The 18,636-nt window shown below is 58.3% G+C and carries 17 protein-coding genes and 1 pseudogene; 9 read left to right on the plus strand and 9 right to left on the minus strand.

Going from position 1 to position 18,636, the window contains the following annotated elements; genetic code table 11:
- Window positions 1-25: 25 nt before the first annotated feature.
- Window positions 26-2,149, minus strand: coding sequence for a putative bifunctional diguanylate cyclase/phosphodiesterase (locus tag AB4O01_RS18085; RefSeq protein ID WP_460089143.1), 2,124 nt, complete (start codon window positions 2,147-2,149; stop codon window positions 26-28).
- Between the two features lie 321 nt (window positions 2,150-2,470).
- On the opposite strand from AB4O01_RS18085, the gene AB4O01_RS18090 reads away from it, so the two are divergent.
- The 4 genes and pseudogenes from AB4O01_RS18090 to AB4O01_RS18105 all read left to right on the plus strand — a co-directional run bounded on the left by AB4O01_RS18090 (window position 2,471) and on the right by AB4O01_RS18105 (window position 4,839).
- Window positions 2,471-3,139 carry a polysaccharide lyase family 7 protein gene (locus AB4O01_RS18090; RefSeq protein ID WP_093429873.1) on the plus strand — a complete coding sequence of 223 codons (669 nt, stop codon included), beginning with the start codon at window positions 2,471-2,473 and terminating at the stop codon, window positions 3,137-3,139.
- A 483-nt stretch (window positions 3,140-3,622) separates the two neighbouring features.
- On the plus strand, window positions 3,623-3,985 hold the full coding sequence (locus tag AB4O01_RS18095; RefSeq protein ID WP_116254339.1) for a DUF6124 family protein: 363 nt from the start codon (window positions 3,623-3,625) through the stop codon (window positions 3,983-3,985).
- A 120-nt stretch (window positions 3,986-4,105) separates the two neighbouring features.
- A pseudogene (locus AB4O01_RS18100) lies at window positions 4,106-4,216 on the plus strand (helix-turn-helix domain-containing protein); the annotation flags it as partial.
- Between the two features lie 272 nt (window positions 4,217-4,488).
- The gene (locus AB4O01_RS18105) at window positions 4,489-4,839 is read left to right on the plus strand and encodes a hypothetical protein (RefSeq protein ID WP_220557107.1); all 351 of its coding nucleotides are present in this window, start codon (window positions 4,489-4,491) and stop codon (window positions 4,837-4,839) included.
- A 215-nt stretch (window positions 4,840-5,054) separates the two neighbouring features.
- Here AB4O01_RS18105 and fba read toward each other — a convergent pair whose 3' ends face one another.
- From fba to tkt, 6 genes are all read right to left on the minus strand, one after another.
- A complete protein-coding gene (gene fba / locus AB4O01_RS18110; RefSeq protein WP_019694035.1) occupies window positions 5,055-6,119 on the minus strand; it encodes a class II fructose-bisphosphate aldolase in 1,065 nt (354 codons plus the stop codon).
- Between the two features lie 271 nt (window positions 6,120-6,390).
- Window positions 6,391-6,723: an MliC family protein gene (locus AB4O01_RS18115; RefSeq protein WP_460089144.1), complete on the minus strand. Its 333-nt coding sequence runs from the start codon at window positions 6,721-6,723 to the stop codon at window positions 6,391-6,393.
- Window positions 6,724-6,780: 57 nt separating this feature from the next.
- Entirely contained in the window at window positions 6,781-7,002 is a 222-nt protein-coding gene (locus AB4O01_RS18120; RefSeq protein ID WP_007913756.1) for a hypothetical protein, read from the minus strand.
- 34 nt (window positions 7,003-7,036) lie between these two features.
- Window positions 7,037-8,200 carry a phosphoglycerate kinase gene (locus AB4O01_RS18125; protein ID WP_007913753.1) on the minus strand — a complete coding sequence of 388 codons (1,164 nt, stop codon included), beginning with the start codon at window positions 8,198-8,200 and terminating at the stop codon, window positions 7,037-7,039.
- Between the two features lie 12 nt (window positions 8,201-8,212).
- Window positions 8,213-9,265 (minus strand): erythrose-4-phosphate dehydrogenase, encoded by a 1,053-nt coding sequence (gene epd / locus AB4O01_RS18130; protein ID WP_064388120.1) that lies wholly within the window; start codon window positions 9,263-9,265, stop codon window positions 8,213-8,215.
- A 150-nt stretch (window positions 9,266-9,415) separates the two neighbouring features.
- Window positions 9,416-11,413 (minus strand): transketolase, encoded by a 1,998-nt coding sequence (tkt, locus tag AB4O01_RS18135; protein WP_093429867.1) that lies wholly within the window; start codon window positions 11,411-11,413, stop codon window positions 9,416-9,418.
- A 259-nt stretch (window positions 11,414-11,672) separates the two neighbouring features.
- On the opposite strand from tkt, the gene AB4O01_RS18140 reads away from it, so the two are divergent.
- The 4 genes from AB4O01_RS18140 (at window position 11,673) to AB4O01_RS18155 (ending at window position 16,277) form a co-directional block, all read left to right on the plus strand.
- Window positions 11,673-12,668, plus strand: a complete 996-nt coding sequence (locus tag AB4O01_RS18140) for an ArsR/SmtB family transcription factor (protein ID WP_093429866.1) — start codon at window positions 11,673-11,675, stop codon at window positions 12,666-12,668.
- A gap of 18 nt (window positions 12,669-12,686) precedes the next feature.
- Window positions 12,687-13,877 carry a methionine adenosyltransferase gene (gene metK / locus AB4O01_RS18145; protein ID WP_093429865.1) on the plus strand — a complete coding sequence of 397 codons (1,191 nt, stop codon included), beginning with the start codon at window positions 12,687-12,689 and terminating at the stop codon, window positions 13,875-13,877.
- A 230-nt stretch (window positions 13,878-14,107) separates the two neighbouring features.
- On the plus strand, window positions 14,108-15,784 hold the full coding sequence (ligB, locus tag AB4O01_RS18150) for an NAD-dependent DNA ligase LigB (protein ID WP_460089145.1): 1,677 nt from the start codon (window positions 14,108-14,110) through the stop codon (window positions 15,782-15,784).
- A 97-nt stretch (window positions 15,785-15,881) separates the two neighbouring features.
- Window positions 15,882-16,277, plus strand: coding sequence for a DUF1090 domain-containing protein (locus tag AB4O01_RS18155; RefSeq protein WP_093429863.1), 396 nt, complete (start codon window positions 15,882-15,884; stop codon window positions 16,275-16,277).
- A gap of 74 nt (window positions 16,278-16,351) precedes the next feature.
- On the opposite strand, the gene AB4O01_RS18160 is transcribed toward AB4O01_RS18155, so the two are convergent.
- Window positions 16,352-16,801 (minus strand): c-type cytochrome, encoded by a 450-nt coding sequence (locus tag AB4O01_RS18160; protein ID WP_093429862.1) that lies wholly within the window; start codon window positions 16,799-16,801, stop codon window positions 16,352-16,354.
- 128 nt (window positions 16,802-16,929) lie between these two features.
- Here AB4O01_RS18160 and mltA point away from each other — a divergent pair, with 128 nt between their 5' ends.
- A complete protein-coding gene (mltA, locus tag AB4O01_RS18165; protein WP_460089146.1) occupies window positions 16,930-18,108 on the plus strand; it encodes a murein transglycosylase A in 1,179 nt (392 codons plus the stop codon).
- Window positions 18,109-18,229: 121 nt separating this feature from the next.
- Here the strand turns inward: mltA and AB4O01_RS18170 are convergent, their stop codons facing one another.
- A complete protein-coding gene (locus tag AB4O01_RS18170; RefSeq protein ID WP_008081053.1) occupies window positions 18,230-18,613 on the minus strand; it encodes an MAPEG family protein in 384 nt (127 codons plus the stop codon).
- Between the last annotated feature and the right edge of the window lie 23 nt (window positions 18,614-18,636).

The raw sequence follows: 18,636 nt of genomic DNA on the forward strand, positions 1-18,636 counted from the left end.
GAAAAGGTGCGCCAGTGTAGCGAATTCAACCGGGCAGCGCGCTCCAGTCAAACGGTTCGGCGAAGCTGACCGCATCCTCGGCCATCAGCGGCCGCGCGACGAGGAAACCCTGCACGTATTCGCAGCCATGGGCTTGCAGCCATTGGTATTGCTCGATGGTTTCCACCCCCTCGGCAATCACCAGCAAACCGTATTGTTTGCACAGACTGATCACCGTACTGACCAGCGAGGCGTCGCGTTTGGAGTCCGGCAACCGCGCAATAAGATGGCGATCAAGCTTGAGGGTATCCAGCTCCAGATCACGCAGGTGCGCCAGCGAACACGGCCCGGAACCGAAGTCATCCAGCGCCACCCGCACGCCCAGATTGCGCAGCAACCGCAGTTGTTTGCGGGTTTCGTCGGGATTCTGCATCAGCGCTTCTTCGGTGACCTCGACCTCCAGTTGCCGAGGCTGCAAGGCATGTCGTTCCATCACCTGACGCAACTCGGTGACCAGATTCGGCAGGCTGAACTGGGTGTTGCTCAAACTCACACCGAGCACCAGATCTTCGGCAAACAGGGTTTCCCAGGCTTTGCGCTGACCGGCACCACGATGATAAATCCAGCTGCCGAGGCGGCTGATCAGCCGCGCCTCTTCCAGCAACGGCAAGAACAACCCCGGCGGCACATCGCCAACGCTCGGGTGCTGCCAGCGCAACAAGGCTTCGAAGCCACGAATCTGGCCCGTGTCGATGGCCACCTGCGGCTGATACACCAAGTTGAAATCGCGGTTCTCGATGGCGGCACGCACGCTCTCTTCGAGCATCAACCGCGAGCGCGCCCGGCCGTTCATTTCATGATCATAAAAGCGATATTGCTGACGTCCGGCGCGCTTGGCCTCGTACATGGCGATGTCGGAGGCACGCAGCAACCCGTCAAGGTCCGAGCCGCAGTCCGGGTAAGTGGCGATGCCGATGCTGGCGCCTAGAGCGATGTCCAACCCTTCAATCTGCTGACAGATCGACACCCGTTCGATGAGTTTTTCGGCAATCTTCGCCGCTTGCTCGGGAAACTCCAGATCCAGCAGCGCGGTAAATTCATCGCCGCCCATGCGCGCAAGAATGTCGAACGGCCGCAGACATGCCTTCAATTGCTCGGAGACCCAGCGCAACACCCGATCGCCGGCATCGTGGCCTAGCGAATCGTTGACCCGTTTGAAGCCGTCGAGGTCCAGATACAGCAACACCCAACTGCTGTCGCTGCGCTCGCCACGCAGCAGCAGGTTTTCAACGGTCTGGTAAAACCCGCGTCGGTTGAGCAACCCGGTCAGTGGATCGGTCACCGCTTGAAATTCCAGTTGCTGGTGCAAGTGCCGGACCACCGACATATCGAGCACGGTCACCACCATCGCATGCTGTTCGGCGGGCAACGCCGCACAGGACAGCGCCACCGGCACTTGCTGGCCGGGCGCGGTGCGCAGCAAGGCGTCGTGCAGCCTCAACGTCTCGCCACGCTTGTAGCTGGCATAAAACTCGGAATCGGCCCACAGCGGAATGTGCGGCTTCTGAAGAAAATCGAGAAACTCCTTACCTTCCAGCTCCTTCACCGGCGCATTCAACAACCGCGAAATCGCCGGATTGGCAAAGCGGATCAAACCGTCCTCGCCCACCACCAATATCCCTTCGGCAGCGTTATCCAGCACCGAAGCATTGAAGGCGCGCGCCAACTCCAGATCATGACTCAAGCGCTGCAACGCGCGGCGATTGCGCTGATGTTCCAGCAACGCCTGAACTTTGGGCTTGAGGATCTGCGGGTCGAACGGCTTGAACAGGTAATCCACCGCGCCACTGGCATAGCCTTTGATCACGGCGTCCTGGGATTGCTCGTTGGCAGTCAGAAAGATAATCGGCGTCAGGCGCGTGCGCTGGCTGCCACGCATCAATCGCGCAACTTCAAAGCCATCCATGCCCGGCATCTGCACATCCAGCAGCACCAGATCGACGTCGTGGGAGAGCAGAATATTGAGCGCTTCGAAACCGGAGGCTGCGGTGAGGACGTGCCAATCCTGGCGCTGCAGCAACGCGCGCATGCTGATCAGATTTTCAGGGTAATCATCAACGATCAAAAGGACAGAACTGCCTTCACCTGGCGGGGGTTGCGCGCATTCCATGCTGCTTCTCTTGTCGGGACTTTCGGTCGGTTTCCGATAAAAACCGCACACATACTGAGCCTTCACTCTAGTACTGGATCCAGGAAAGCAGAAGCTGTCATCAGGCCATCATTTAACCAAAGCGTGAGTTTGCCGACTAACGGTCACCGCTGAAGCCCCCGGAAACCGGCAGAGATGGCATTTCGACAGGATGTTGACGTCAATCATCTGCCAAACGGGCATTAACAAAAAATCCCTCTACGCTTATAAAGGCCGCCCGAAAAGGCGCGGGCTAGAGCTTCTGGCACCCGCGTTCAGGATGAAATGAGTGGAAGAACCGACATGATCGACCTCGCAACCTGGAACCTCAGCGTTCCCGTTGGCAGCCCGCCATACACCGTCGAAACCTCAAAACTGGTGAACGGCTTCAAAGATCAGTACTTCCATTCCGACACCGGCACCTTGTTCTTCTGGTCACCGGTTACCGGGTCAAAAACCGAAAACGCCATCTACCCGCGCACCGAACTGCGCGAAACCTACAGCAACGGCACCCTGCGCAACTGGTATTACCCGGATGCCGACAATTCATTGCGCGCGACCGTCACGGTGAACAAAGTGCCGAGCTCCGGCAAGATCGTCATCGGCCAGATTCATGCTTATGAAAGCCAGAAGCCGATGGTCAAACTTGAATATCAGTACAAGACAAAAACCGAGACCGGCAACCTGGTGATCAAGGTGCGCATGCATCCGGACGAGGATGAGAGTCGCGTCATCACGCTGGCGACCGGGATCAAACTGGATCGCGAATTCAACTACTTGATTCACCTGAGTCCTGGCGGTGCGTTGGGTGTGAGTGCGGCGGGGTATCAGTGGGACTCACAGATCAGTGCGACTTGGCGAAACAAGCCGTTGTACTTCAAGGCTGGGGTTTATGTGCAGGACAACACGGGGTACACCAGCGAAGGTGGCCAAGTGACCTTCTCCAAACTCGACATCGATCACGACAAATAACCCAATCCCGACGGTAGGAGGTGCCGAAGGCTCGGGCCGCGATCGGACGATCTTTTGATCTTGTTTTTGCTTCTAAAAAGACAAAATCAAAAGATCGTCCGATCGCGGCCCGAGCCTTCGGCAGCTCCTACCTTTAAACGGTGTTGTTTAGATCTGTCGGCGGTTACTTCCGGATGCCTACAACAGCTTGCGTCGTTGCCTACCACTACGCCAGAATCCGCCGGCTTGTGCGCCTGGCGGGCCATCGGTAACTTGATTCGCGTCACTGATTTCCAGTGATCGGGTTTAGTAGCCCGTGGTGTTTTTCAGTTTTGTGCAAAGCGCATCCGTCGGTGATTGCTGTCCGACTTGATGGTGGCTGTGTGCAGGGCGCTTCGGCGCGCCGGTCAATGCTGAATACTCCCCGGTCTACTAACCTGCGCACAGCTGCCACCCTTCTTTTAGTAGAGAAGACGAAGCGGCTCCATCAGGAGTTTTCAGCTAATGATCAAATCAACGCCACACCCGCCAGAAACAGATCTCGCATCCCCTTACGAATCCCTCGATTCAAAAAAACTCAACGACGCCGCCGAACGCGCCCTCGACCATTACCTAAAACCCTCCGCCTTCATCATGGCCAGCACGCATAAACCCGAACCCATGTACCTCGCCAACCCGAAGTACAACACCGAATCCCTACTGGCCAACGCCAGTGAAACCCTGGGTTCAGCCAGCGAAATGCTCAACAACTTCGCCGCCATGCTCGACACCTCACACCGCAAGACCGCGCTAGGCATCGCGCAAGTGGTCATGCTTGGAGAACTGGCGGTGAATCAGGCGCTGGATCACGTTGAACTGAAGGAATAACCGCCCATAAAAAAACCCGCTTCATGGCGGGTTTCTTAAGCCAAATGGATTAAATGTTCCGCATACGCAACATCGACATCAAAATGTGACGGTAGCGCAACATGGAATGACTCTCCTTTAATCACCCGTCTCGGTATTCAACTACGCGAAAAACGTATAAATCGTGGCCTGACGCAGGCGCAGCTTACCGATCTAGCGGGACGGACACGATACAAGCAAATAAAGGGGACAAAGACACAAAAAGGGGACGGAATCTTGATAAATAAATCTGCCCCTTTTTTGCACTTTCAGCGAGATCTTAATCAAACAAATCAGTCAAACTTTGACATTGTCTCTTTTTGCCACTTCCTTGTTTTATTAAAAACCAGAACCCTTATAGCGAAAAAATATTAAAACCTGTCATTTATTACAGGTTACCTGCAACAACTTCTCGCCTAGTCTCATCGACGTAATACGAGACAACCTATTTGACTTTAATACTGAATACACGGAAGGTAAATATCATGAAAAATTACAATGGCTTCGTATTTAACGCCGCCGGCGAGGAACATGCCGCCACACTCAGATTTGACGATCCAGCCCAGCAAACTGGCAACATAAGTAACGGCTACATGGACTATTGCGGACTTGACTTCGTCGTCACTGGCACCTGCACGAAATCCACTTGGGCTTTTAAGCTTCAAGCGAAATCAGATGCCAAAAATAGAGATGAGCTAAACCATGGCCCAAGCACTCTCAATATTGATATGAAATCAACTGATGGAACCGACAGGAACTTGGAAGGTACGGTTACCGTTAAAGCAGGCGGGCCGTATGTAGGCCAATCCTTTGGAATCAGATTCACAAAAGGCTGACATCCTTTATTACCTATGAAACAGGGTGAATCAGTTAACCTTACATTCAGCTGACCCTTCAGATAACGCTGAGATTTCACCTCCAGCAAGATCGGCTTAATATCCGAAGCATTATGGATTGCTCTTACTTTTAGATAACTTCGTCAAGCGAAATAATCGTCCACAAAAAACCCGCCTCACGGCGGGTTTCTTTTAAAGAAGTCTAACGCTCAAGCTCAGTTAACCTTAGCGTTCAACTCACCCTTCAGATAACGCTGGAACATCGCTTCCAGAGAAATCGGTTTGATCTTCGAAGCATTACCCGCAGTACCGAAAGCTTCATAACGAGCGATACACACGTCACGCATCGCCGTCACGGTCGCGCCGAAGAATTTACGCGGGTCGAATTCGCTCGGGTTGGTGGCCATCAGGCGACGCATCGCACCGGTGGATGCCAGACGCAGGTCGGTGTCGATGTTGACCTTGCGCACGCCGTGCTTGATGCCTTCGACGATTTCTTCAACCGGTACGCCGTAGGTTTCTTTGATGTCGCCGCCGTACTGGTTGATGATCGCCAGCCACTCTTGTGGCACCGACGAGGAACCGTGCATCACCAGGTGGGTGTTCGGGATGCGTTTGTGGATTTCCTTGATGCGGTCGATCGCCAGAACGTCACCGGTAGGTGGCTTGGTGAACTTGTAGGCGCCGTGGCTGGTGCCGATGGCGATGGCCAGGGCATCGACTTGTGTGCGCTTGACGAAGTCAGCGGCTTCTTCCGGGTCGGTCAGCATTTGGCTGTGATCCAGAACGCCTTCAGCGCCGATGCCGTCTTCTTCACCGGCCATGCCGGTTTCCAGCGAACCCAGGCAGCCCAGCTCGCCTTCTACCGAAACGCCGCAGGCGTGAGCCATGGCTACGGTTTGTTGGGTAACGCGGACGTTGTAGTCGTAGTCGGTCGGGGTCTTGCCGTCTTCGCCCAGCGAGCCGTCCATCATCACCGAGCTGAAGCCCAGTTGAATCGAACGCTGGCAGACGTCAGGGCTGGTGCCGTGGTCCTGGTGCATGCACACCGGGATGTGCGGGAATTCTTCGATCGCGGCCAGGATCAGGTGACGCAGGAAAGGTGCGCCGGCGTATTTGCGAGCGCCGGCCGAAGCCTGAACGATCACCGGGGAGTCAGTCTTGTCAGCGGCTTCCATGATGGCGCGCATCTGCTCAAGGTTGTTGACGTTGAAGGCTGGAACGCCGTAGCCGAATTCGGCTGCGTGGTCCAACATCTGGCGCATGCTGATAAGTGCCATTGTGTGTGTCTCTCCCGGTTGAGGGTCGTTAATCGTGCCAGCCTGCCGGAGCGGCGGCGGCTATTCAAGTGATTGCAGATCGGGGGTTGAGGCCCGGTCTGGTGATTCGATAAAGCAAAATCCTGAGAGCTACACAGAACCCCTGTGGGAGCGAGCTTGCTCGCGAATGCGGCTTGGCATTCAGCATTGATGCAAGCTGATCCACCGCTTTCGCGAGCAAGCTCGCTCCCACAGTTGGATCTATTTCCACATTGGGCCTGCGGTGTTGCAATTACTGCGCTTTGCAGCCGCGGCCGATCAGGTCATTGGTGGCGACCCAGTACACCAGGCCTTCCTCACCCTTGACGTGAAACGCCAGCATGCCGTCGCTGTACAGCGTGCCCGAGGCGCCCGGTTCTTCTTTCAGGCGATAGACCTGATCACCGCCACCCAGTCGCACGTCGACTGCCTTCTGGCCGGCATCGGCGTAACGCCACAGCACTTTGGCCTGGCTGTCGCAGGTCCAGGTGGTCCAGTTGTCCGCCGGGGCAGACGACTGAAACAGGTTCAACTGCGCGCAACCGCCCAACAATGCCAACGCCGCGATGGCGATCAAGCCTTTCATCCGTGTTCCTCGACTGACGGCGCACGCCGCCAGCCCTGAGTTAAAGAGTCAGACCCGTCAAGGACAACCATGTTCCTTGGCCGGGGTTTGCGTCTCGTATTTGTCCAGGCCGTCCGGCCCCGAACGCTTGTTCAGCACCGGGTTGGTTTCGGCCTGCCAGTCGGCCTGATAACAGCCCTTCTGCGACTCGCTCGGCGCCGGCGTGGCTTCGGCCTTCGGGTTACTCCCGCAGGCCGCCAGCGTACCGGTCAGCAACAACAGTGCTAACGACTTGACCATGTAAACACTCCTTTGCCTGGCCAAACGGGCGGCCTCAGGCCTTGGCCCGGCTTTCCAGGACTTCTACGGCTGGCAGCACTTTGCCTTCGACGAATTCGAGGAACGCGCCACCACCGGTGGAAATGTAGGAGATTTGTTCAGCCACGCCATACTTATCAATGGCGGCCAGGGTGTCGCCACCGCCAGCGATGGAGAACGCCGAGCTTTCAGCGATGGCCTGGGCCAGCACTTTGGTGCCGTTGCCGAACTGGTCGAATTCAAACACGCCGACCGGGCCGTTCCACAGAATGGTTTTCGACGATTTCAGCAGTTCGGCGAAGTTGGCTGCGGTTTGCGGGCCGATGTCCAGAATCATGTCGTCTGCCGCGACGTCAGCAATCAGCTTGACGGTGGCTTCTGCGGTTTCAGCAAACTCTTTGGCAACCACTACGTCAACCGGCAGTGGCACGCTGACTTTGGCAGCGATGGCGCGTGCGGTGTCGAGCAGATCCGGTTCGTACAGCGACTTGCCAACCGGGTGACCGGCCGCCGCGAGGAAGGTGTTGGCGATGCCGCCGCCGACGATCAGTTGATCGCAGATCTGGCTCAGGCTGTTCAGCACGTCGAGTTTGGTCGACACCTTGGAGCCGGCAACAATGGCAGCCATTGGCTGAGCCGGTGCGCCAAGGGCTTTGCCCAGTGCATCCAGTTCAGCGGCCAACAGCGGACCTGCGGCAGCGACTTTGGCGAACTTGGCCACGCCATGGGTCGAACCCTCGGCACGGTGAGCGGTGCCGAAGGCGTCCATCACAAACACGTCGCACAGGGCGGCGTATTGCTGGGCCAGCTCGTCAGCGTTCTTTTTCTCGCCTTTGTTGAAGCGCACGTTTTCGAACAGCACAATGTCGCCGGCCTTGACGTCCACGCCGCCCAGGTAATCGGCCACCAGCGGCACTTCACGGCCCAGGGCCTTGCTCAGGTAGTCAGCGACAGGCTTGAGGCTGTTCTCGGCGGAGAACTCGCCTTCGGTCGGACGGCCAAGGTGCGAGCAGACCATCACGGCCGCGCCTTTTTCCAGGGCCAGCTTGATGGTCGGCAGCGAAGCCAGGATTCGCGCATCGCTGGTGACAACACCGTCCTTGACTGGGACGTTGAGGTCTTCGCGGATCAATACGCGCTTACCTTGCAGATCGAGGTCGGACATCTTCAACACGGTCATGGGTCGCACTTCCTACGGTTTTTTTGAAGTTGCTGTTTGCAGATAGTGTTCTGCTACGTCCAGCATTCGGTTGGCAAAACCCCATTCGTTGTCGAACCAGGCCAGGATGTTCACCAGCTTAGGGCCGGAAACACGGGTCTGACTGGCATCGACGATGGCCGAATGTGGGTCATGGTTGAAATCACAGCTAGCGTGCGGCAACTCGGTATAGGCGAGCAGACCTTTGAGCGGGCCGCTGGTGGCGGCTTCGCGAAGGATCCGGTTGACCTCATTGGCATCGGTCGCGGTGGCGGTCTGCATCGTGATGTCGAGGCAGGACACGTTGACCGTCGGCACGCGTACGGCTTTGGCCTGAATTCGCCCGGCAAGTTCCGGCAGCAGGCGCTCGATACCGCGCGCCAGACCAGTGGACACCGGGATCACCGACTGGAACGCCGAACGCGTGCGGCGCAGGTCTTCATGGTGATAGGCGTCGATCACCGGCTGATCGTTCATCGCCGAGTGAATCGTAGTGATCGACACGTAATCGAGGCCGATCGCCTTGTCGAGCAAGCGCAACAGCGGCACGCCGCAGTTGGTGGTGCAGGAGGCGTTGGACACCAGCAGTTCGTCGCCGGTCAGGCAGTCCTGATTGACGCCATAGACGATGGTGGCGTCGACATCCGCCTCGCTGGCCATTGGCTGCGAGAACAGCACACGCGGCGCACCAGCGTCGAGAAAGCGCTGGCCGTCTTCACGAGTGTTGTAGGCACCGGAACATTCGAGCACCAGATCGACGCCCAGTGACGCCCAATCGATGCCTTCGGGGGTGGCACTGCGCAGGACCTTCACGCAGTCGCCATTAATATGCAGACAATCGCCTTCTACTCGCACCTCGCCCGGAAAACGGCCGTGAGTGGAGTCGAAGCGTGTCAGGTATTCGATGCTGGCCATGTCCGCCAGATCGTTGATCGCGACAATTTCAAACCCGGCTTTCTCGCCTCGCTCAAACAACGCACGCAAGACGCAACGACCAATGCGGCCGTAGCCGTTGAGTGCAACTTTGAAGGGACGCGGTTGAGGCATGGGGTTCTCGATTACCGTGGTGAATCAGGCAGTGCGATGTTGCCCGAACCAACGCTTTCGCGAGCAAGCTCGCTCCCACAGGGAAATGCGTTCCAATGTGGGAGCGAGCTTGTTCGCGAAGGCGTCAGCTCAGACGACATCTTTTCTGGATCAGTCTTCCAGCAGCTCTTCAGCCTGACCCAGGATGTTTTCCAGGGTGAAGCCGAACTCTTCGAACAGTGCCGAAGCCGGAGCCGATTCGCCGTAAGTGGTCATGCCAATCACGCGACCTTCCAGACCCACGTACTTGAACCAGAAGTCGGCGTGTGCCGCTTCGATTGCAATACGTGCGCTGACCTGCAACGGCAGCACGGCTTGTTTGTAGCCAGCGTCCTGAGCATCGAAAACACTGGTGCACGGCATGGAGACCACACGCACCTTGCGACCTTGTTCGGTCAGCTTGTCGAACGCCTGAACAGCCAGACCGACTTCCGAACCGGTGGCGATCAGGATCAGCTCAGGCTCGCCTGCGCAGTCCTTCAGCACGTAACCGCCACGGCTGATGTCGGCAATCTGGCCGGCATCGCGTTCCTGGTGTTGCAGGTTCTGACGCGAGAAGATCAGCGCCGATGGGCCGTCCTTGCGTTCCAGCGCATTTTTCCAGGCCACTGCCGATTCAACGGCATCGGCTGGACGCCAGGTGTCGAGGTTCGGTGTGGTACGCAGGCTGGTCAGTTGCTCGATCGGCTGGTGCGTCGGGCCGTCTTCGCCCAGACCGATGGAGTCGTGGGTGTAGACGTGGATCACTTGCTTCTTCATCAGCGCGGACATGCGCACGGCGTTGCGGGCGTATTCCATGAACATCAGGAAGGTCGCGCCGTAAGGCACCAGGCCGCCGTGCAGGGTCACGCCGTTCATGATTGCGGTCATGCCGAATTCGCGCACGCCGTAGTACATGTAGTTGCCGCTGGCATCTTCAGCGCTGACGCCTTTGCAACCTTTCCACAGGGTCAGGTTGGAACCGGCCAGGTCAGCGGAGCCGCCGAGCAGTTCCGGCAGCAACGGGCCGAACGCGTTCAGGGTGTTCTGGCTGGCTTTACGGCTGGCGATGGTTTCGCCTTTGGCCGCAACTTCAGCGATGTAAGCCGAAGCTTTTTCGGAGAAATCGGCCGGCAGCTCACCGCTCAGACGACGCACCAGTTCGTTGGCTTCGGTCGGGAATGCAGCGGAGTAGGCAGCGAAACGCTGATCCCACTCGGCTTCGGCCGCGCGACCTTTTTCCTTGGCATCCCACTCGGCATAGATGTCGGCCGGGATTTCGAACGGGCCGTGGTTCCAGTTCAGCGCCTGACGGGTCAGCGCGATTTCCGCATCACCCAGTGGAGCGCCATGGCAGTCTTCTTTGCCCTGCTTGTTTGGCGAACCGAAACCGATGGTGGTCTTGCAGCAGATCAGGGTCGGCAGCGGGCTCTTGCGCGCGGTTTCGATGGCGGTCTTGATCTCTTCCGGGTCGTGACCGTCAACGTTGCGGATCACTTGCCAGTTGTAGGCTTCGAAACGCTTCGGCGTGTCATCGGTGAACCAGCCTTCGACTTCGCCGTCGATGGAGATGCCGTTGTCATCGTAGAAAGCGATCAGCTTGCCCAGACCCAGAGTGCCAGCCAAGGATGCGACTTCGTGGGAAATGCCTTCCATCATGCAGCCATCACCCAGGAACACGTAGGTGTGGTGGTCAACGATGTTGTGGTTTGGGCGGTTGAACTGCGCTGCCAGGACTTTTTCTGCCAGAGCGAAACCGACGGCGTTGGCCAGGCCCTGACCCAGCGGGCCGGTGGTGGTTTCAACGCCCGGGGTGTAACCGAATTCAGGGTGGCCCGGGGTGCGGCTGTGCAGTTGACGGAACTGCTTGAGGTCTTCGATCGACAGGTCGTAACCGGTCAGGTGCAGCAGCGAGTAGATCAACATCGAGCCATGGCCGTTGGACAGCACGAAGCGGTCACGGTCGGCGAACGATGGATTGCTCGGGTTGTGCTTGAGGTAGTCGCGCCAAAGCACTTCGGCGATATCTGCCATACCCATAGGGGCACCGGGATGGCCGCTGTTGGCTTTTTGCACGGCATCCATGCTGAGGGCACGAATGGCGTTGGCACGCTCACGACGGCTAGGCATCGCTGATCTCCTGGGTGTGAATAGATTGAAACGGAAAAAAGGAGGGCATTTTCCCTCACCGGAGCGCCTCGGGGCAATGACAGATAGTCATCCGGAGGCGTTTTTCCAATGGATAGCAGTGGTTTCGGTAGGTGAAACCTTTCCGCTGTTCGTTTGTAGAGTTAACCGTTTCGGGAGAAGTGCCATTTATCGAGCAATATCAAAACTTTTTGATATTGGCCTTGCGATGATTTGCCCCCCTCTCTAGACTGCCAGCCCTATGAACTTACGCGTGCCTTCCATTCGCCATGACGATTGCGACGAGCTGGCGGCCCTGTGCAAGGCCGGCGGCGATCCGCTGCGCCTGAATGTATTGCGCGCGCTGGCCAACGATTCGTTCGGCGTGCTGGAGCTGGCGCAGATTTTCGGCATTGGTCAGTCCGGTATGAGTCACCACCTCAAGGTGCTGGCCCAGGCTGATCTGGTGGCGACGCGCCGCGAAGGCAACGCGATCTTTTATCGCCGCGCCCTGCCCCACACCGAATTGCTCGGCGGCAAGCTGCACGCTGCATTGTTAGAAGAAGTCGACAACCTGGCACTGCCTGACGACGTGCAAGCGCGCATCGAACAGGTTCACGGCCAACGTGCCGCCGCCAGTCAGGACTTTTTCACCCGGGTGGCGGAAAAATTCCGTGCCCAGCAAGACTTGATCGCAGGCCTGCCGCAATACCGTGACAGCGTGCTGGCCCTGCTCGACAAACTGAACTTCGATGGTGCAGCCACGGCCATTGAAGTCGGCCCCGGCGATGGTGCTTTTTTGCCGGAACTGGCCCGTCGCTTCGGCACCGTAACCGCGCTGGACAACAGCCCGGCGATGCTCGAACTGGCGCGCCAGGTATGTGAACGTGAACAGCTGGCTAACGTCAGCCTGCAATTGGCCGATGCATTGAATGGCACAAGCCTTACGGCCGATTGCGTGGTGTTGAACATGGTGTTGCACCATTTCGCCGCGCCGGCCGACGCACTCAAGCATATGGCCAACCTGCTGCAACCGGGCGGTAGCCTGCTCGTGACAGAGTTATGTAGCCACAACCAGAGTTGGGCCAGGGAGGCCTGCGGTGATCTGTGGTTGGGGTTTGAACAGGACGATTTGGCCCGTTGGGCCACCGCTGCGGGACTCGTTCCCGGGGAAAGCCTCTATGTAGGCTTACGTAATGGTTTCCAGATCCAGGTCCGCCATTTTCAGCGACCGGCTGGCGACACTCACCATCGGTAAATTCAGGAAAACATCGAGATGAGCGAATACTCCCTCTTCACCTCCGAGTCCGTGTCCGAAGGACATCCGGACAAAATCGCCGACCAGATTTCCGATGCGGTGCTGGACGCCATTATTGCCCAGGACAAACACGCACGCGTTGCCGTGGAAACCCTGGTCAAGACCGGCGTGGCCATCGTTGCCGGTGAAGTGACCACCAGCGCCTGGGTCGACCTGGAGCAGATCGTTCGTGACGTCATCTGCGACATCGGCTACACCAGCTCCGAAGTCGGCTTCGACGGCGCGACGTGCGGCGTGATGAACATCATCGGCAAGCAGTCCCCAGACATCAACCAAGGTGTTGACCGTGCCAAGCCTGAAGATCAGGGCGCCGGCGACCAGGGCCTGATGTTCGGCTACGCCAGCAACGAAACCGACGTGCTGATGCCAGCGCCGATCACCTTCTCGCACCAGTTGGTGCAGCGCCAGGCCGAAGCCCGTAAATCGGGTCTGCTGCCTTGGCTGCGCCCGGACGCCAAGTCGCAAGTGACTTGCCGTTACGAAGGCGGCAAGGTTGTTGGTATCGACGCGGTTGTTCTGTCGACCCAGCACAACCCTGAAGTGTCGTACAAAGACCTGCGCGAAGGCGTGATGGAGCTGATCGTCAAGCACGTGCTGCCTGCCGAACTGCTGAGCAAAGACACCCAGTTTCACATCAACCCGACCGGCCAGTTCATCATTGGCGGCCCGGTAGGTGACTGCGGTCTGACCGGTCGCAAGATCATCGTCGACAGCTACGGCGGCATGGCCCGTCACGGCGGTGGCGCGTTCTCCGGTAAAGATCCATCGAAGGTTGACCGTTCGGCTGCCTACGCTGGCCGTTATGTGGCCAAGAACATCGTCGCGGCCGGCCTGGCCGAGCGTTGCGAGATTCAGGTTTCCTACGCGATCGGTGTGGCTCAGCCTACTTCGATCTCGCTGAACACCTTCGGCACCGGCAAGATCAGCGATGACAAGATCGTCAAACTGGTGCGTGAAGTGTTCGACCTGCGTCCATACGCAATCACCACTATGCTCGACCTGCTGCACCCGATGTACCAGGAAACTGCAGCGTACGGCCACTTCGGTCGCGCGTCAGAGACCAAGACCGTTGGCGAAGACACCTTCACCACGTTCACCTGGGAAAAAACCGACCGCGCCGACGCCCTGCGTTCTGCTGCTGGTCTGTAAGACTCCCTGGCGGTACAAAAAAGCCCCGCACGGTTCGCTCCGTGCGGGGCTTTTTCATGCCTGAAATACAGTTTTGAACTCGCCCCCCTGTGGGAGCGAGCTTGCTCGCGAAGGGGCCAGCCGAACCGACATCAATTTCCGGCCAGACACACCCCGCAAAACACCCCGTCTACCACGCTCCAGATTGTCTTCTAACCTTCAAGCATTCCCCCTGAGCAAGGACGCTCACCATGCTTGTCACGCTGCGCCTGCTGTTTGTTTTCCTCGTGGCCTGTACGGCCCTCAACGCCCACGCCGATTGCCCGAAATGGCCAGCTACTCAAGCAAAAAGCGAAATCACCGCCCTGCACAAACAGATCAACCAATGGGACGACGCCTATCACCGCGAAGGCCGCTCGCTGATTGCCGACGAACTCTACGATCAGTCACGTCTGCGCTTAAGTGAGTGGCAGCGCTGCTTCGATCTGCCACCCGCACCTGTGCCACTGCGCACCACCTCAGGTTCAATCACACACCCCATCGCCCATACCGGCCTGGATAAATTACACGAAGCAGCCGCCGTGGAAGCGTGGCTACGCGACCGCCGGAATGTCTGGGTACAACCCAAGATCGACGGCGTCGCGGTGACGCTGATTTACCGCGCAGGCGTTCTGCATCAGGCCATCAGTCGTGGTGACGGGATTCGGGGCCAGGACTGGACGCCATCAGTGCAAAAGATCGCCGCCATTCCGCAACGCCTGACGCAACCGCTGGACCTGCTGGTACAAGGCGAACTTTATTGGCGCTTGAACGAACACGTGCAAGCCAAATCCGGCAGCGTCAACGCTCGCGCCACCGTCGCCGGATTGATGGGGCGTAAATTCCTGAATACAGAACAAGCCGCCGGAATCGGATTCTTCGCCTGGGACTGGCCGCAAAGCCCCCTGGACTTGCCCAAGCGAATAACCGGATTGGCGACGCTGGGTTTCGCCACGACGGAACCTTACAGCCAACCGGTCAGCGAACTCGCAGAGGCGCAGAAATGGCGCGATCACTGGTATCGCTCACCCCTTCCCTTCGCAACCGACGGCGTGGTTCTGCGTCAGGGTCAGCGCCCACCCGCCGAACGCTGGCAGGCACGTGCTCCCTACTGGGCCATCGCTTGGAAATACCCATTCGCGCAGGTACTGGCCGAAGTCCGCAAGGTCAATTTCAAGATCGGGCGCACCGGGCGCATCACCCCGGTGATCGAGCTGAACCCGGTCAGGCTCGATGACCGAGAGATAAAACGGGTCAGCGCCAGTTCGCTAAAACGCTGGCAGGCACTGGATATTCGTCCTGGTGATCAGGTCGCCATCAGCCTCGCCGGCCTGACCATTCCCCGGCTCGACGGCGTCGTGCTGCGAACCGCCGAGCGGGCAGAGATCAACCTCCCCAACGCCGACGACTTCCATACCTTGAGTTGCTGGCAACCTACCCCTGGTTGCGAAAGCCAGTTTCTCGCCCGCTTGACCTGGCTCAGTGGCAAGCAGGGACTGGCGATGCAGCATGTCGGTCGCGGCACCTGGGAGAAACTTTTCGAAACAGGCCGCCTGAATAACCTGCTGGATTGGTTGACCCTTGATGAGCCGGAGCTTGCTAACATTGCCGGCTTTGGCGAACGCAGCAGCGCCCGCCTGATGCACAGTTTTCACAGCGCCCGCCAACGGCCCTTCGCTCAGTGGCTCAAGGCTTTGGGCTTGCCGCCAAGCGGTGAGGCACAACTCCCCGATTCATGGCAGGCGCTGGCACAACGAGACACCGAACAATGGCAGGCAGAACCCGGTATCGGCCCCGGTCGCGCAGCGCAATTGAGCGCCTTCTTCCGCGACCCGCAGGTGTTAGCCTTGAGCGATACCTTGCGGAACGCCGGAATCGACGGTTTCTGAGCACGCAATCCCGGTACCCCGGGAACCCAACCACCACCGAGGCGCTCCAACAGCGCAGTGCCGCCCCGACCCGATTGCCTTTGCACATGGAGCTTTTATGAAATTTCTCGCACCGCTCGCCATGCTGACCCTTTGTGGCGTGATGGCCGCCCCTGTCATGGCCGACGAAGACGCCCCGGGCCTGACCGGTTGCGCGGCCAAGAAGCAAGGCATCATGAACCAGATCGAACAGGCCAAGTCGCGCGGCAACGCTGATCAGCAGGCAGGCCTGGAAACTGCCCTGCGTGAGGTCACCGAACACTGCACCGACGCGGGCCTGAAGAAAGAACGCGAAAACAAGGTGCTCGACGCCAAGCACGAAGTGAGCAAGCGCCAGGCTGATCTCGACAAGGCGATGAAGAAAGGCGATCCAGAGAAGATCAACAAGCGCAAAGACAAACTCGCCGAATCGCGCAAAGAACTTCAGGACGCGCTGGACGAAATCGATAAGTAAAAATCAAAAGATCGCAGCCTGCGGCAGCTCCTTGATCAGGGCAGGAGCTGCCGCAGGCTGCGATCTTTTAAATATCAATGATCGCGAAACTGTTTATGACAAGCGCTGCAGGCATCTTCAACTTTCTGCACCGCAGGCCCGAGATTGCTGGCCTTGTACGGCTGCACCTGGCTGGCAATCACCAATTCACCGGTGGCGGCTTCAAGGTTGCGGGCCATTTCCTGAAAACGTGCCTGTTGTTTCCAGACATCGTCCTTGGCGCTGGTGTGATCTTCTTCGCGAACCTGCGGGAAGTGCTTCCACGGCTCATGGGACAACGCATCAAGCTTGACCGCGCCCTCGGCGAATTTCGGCCCGTCGAACGGAATGCGCCCACGCAACATGCCTCCCAGATCTTCACCGGTCTTGAGCATCTGTTTGAAGATCGCCTTGCGTTGGCCCAGTGGAGAATTCGGATCGACACCGCCACAGGCGGACAAGGTCAGACAGGCCAGCAATACAACAGAAATGCTTTTAAGAGTCATGGTGGCTTCAGGTCACGGAATTCGGCGGCCAGTATCCTCGCGTCACCGCCAAACACCAATAGCCCTATTAAAAATACGGGTTGCTCGAGCGCATGGAGCACTCGGTCAACCGGCACAGGAATTACTCCATGAACAGCCCTTTCAAGGCCTGGCGTCACCCGCTGATCGCATCCCTGCCTCTAGTGGCAATTCTCGCTGGCTGCACTGGCGGTGATAGCGCCAAACCAAAAACCCACGCACTGGCCACTTATTCCAGCGCCACCTGGGAAGCACTGCCGGCAGTATCCGATAGCGATCTGGTCGCCGGTTTCGGTTCGTGGCGTAGCGCCTGCACCCGACTCAAAGCTGATGCCGTATGGGGCTCCACCTGCGCCGCTGCGGCCAACGTGCCACAAAGTGCTGGCGAGATTCGCGCCTTCCTTAAGCAAAACCTCGACGTTTACGGCCTGCGCGCTGAAAACGACAACCCGAACGGTTTGATCACCGGTTACTACGAACCGGTCTACCCCGGCAGCCTGACGCCCACCGAAAGGGCCAATGTGCCGGTGTACGGCGTGCCCGAAGACATGATCATTGTCTCGCTGGACAGCATTTACCCGGAGCTGAAAGGCAAACGCCTGCGCGGCCGCCTCGAAGGTCGCGTGCTCAAGCCTTACGACGATGCCGCCACCATTGAATCCAAAGGTGTGAAAGCCCCGGTGGTTGCCTACCTGACCGACCCGATGAACCTGCAATTTCTACAGATCCAGGGCTCCGGGCGAATTCAGACCGAGGATGGCAAACAGTTGCGCATCGCCTACGCCGATCAGAACGGCCATCCGTATCGCCCAATCGGGCGCTGGCTGGTCGAGCAAGGCGAGCTGAAGAAAGAAGACGTGACCATGAGCGCGATCAGCAACTGGGCCAAGGCCAATCCTTCGCGCATTCCGGAACTGCTGGGCAGCAACCCGAGCTACGTGTTCTTCACGCGCAACCCGGACAGCAACGAAGGCCCGCGCGGTTCGCTGAACGTGCCGTTGACTGCCGGTTATAGCGCGGCAGTGGATCGCAAGGTGATTCCGTTGGGCAGCCTGCTGTGGCTGTCGACGACAAAACCGGATGGCACGGCACTGGTTCGCCCGGTGGCGGCACAGGATACCGGCGGCGCGATTGCCGGCGAGGTGCGTGCGGATCTGTTCTGGGGCACCGGTGATGCGGCCGGACAACTGGCCGGGGACATGAAACAGCAGGGGCAGATCTGGATGCTCTGGCCCAAAGGCGCAGCGCTGCCGCAAGTACCGCAGGTGGCTGATACAGAGAAGAAGTAACCCTTGGAATTTGCTGAGGTAATCAGATAGCTATCGCGAGCAGGCTCACTCCTACAGGGGAACGCATTCCAAAATGTAGGAGTGAGCCTGCTCGCGATGAGGCCATCAGCAACACCGATAATCAAACAGACACAAAGAAGAACGAAGCAATCAACCCCATCCCCACAAACCACACCAGCGAGCGCAGGATCGCCCAGTCCGCCAGGTAGCAAATGATGTAGAGCAGGCGACTGGTGATAAACAGCACCGCCAGCACATTGACCGTCACCAGCTCCGCCGTCCCCACCAGGTGCGCAACAATCACTGCCGCCGCAAATGCCGGCGTCACTTCAAAGCTGTTCATCTGCGCGGCATGGGCACGCCTCGCCACACCGTTGAGACTTTCGAGAAAGTCGCGCGGATCGTGGTTATCACTCAGCCGGTAGCCGCCCACGGCTTTCGCTACGCCAGTGCAGATATACGGCAGGAAAATCGCAATCAACACACACCACAGAGCCACCGTCATAACGCCGTCCTTTTTCGAGTTTT

This window comes from Pseudomonas sp. S2_E02, from assembly GCF_054668355.1.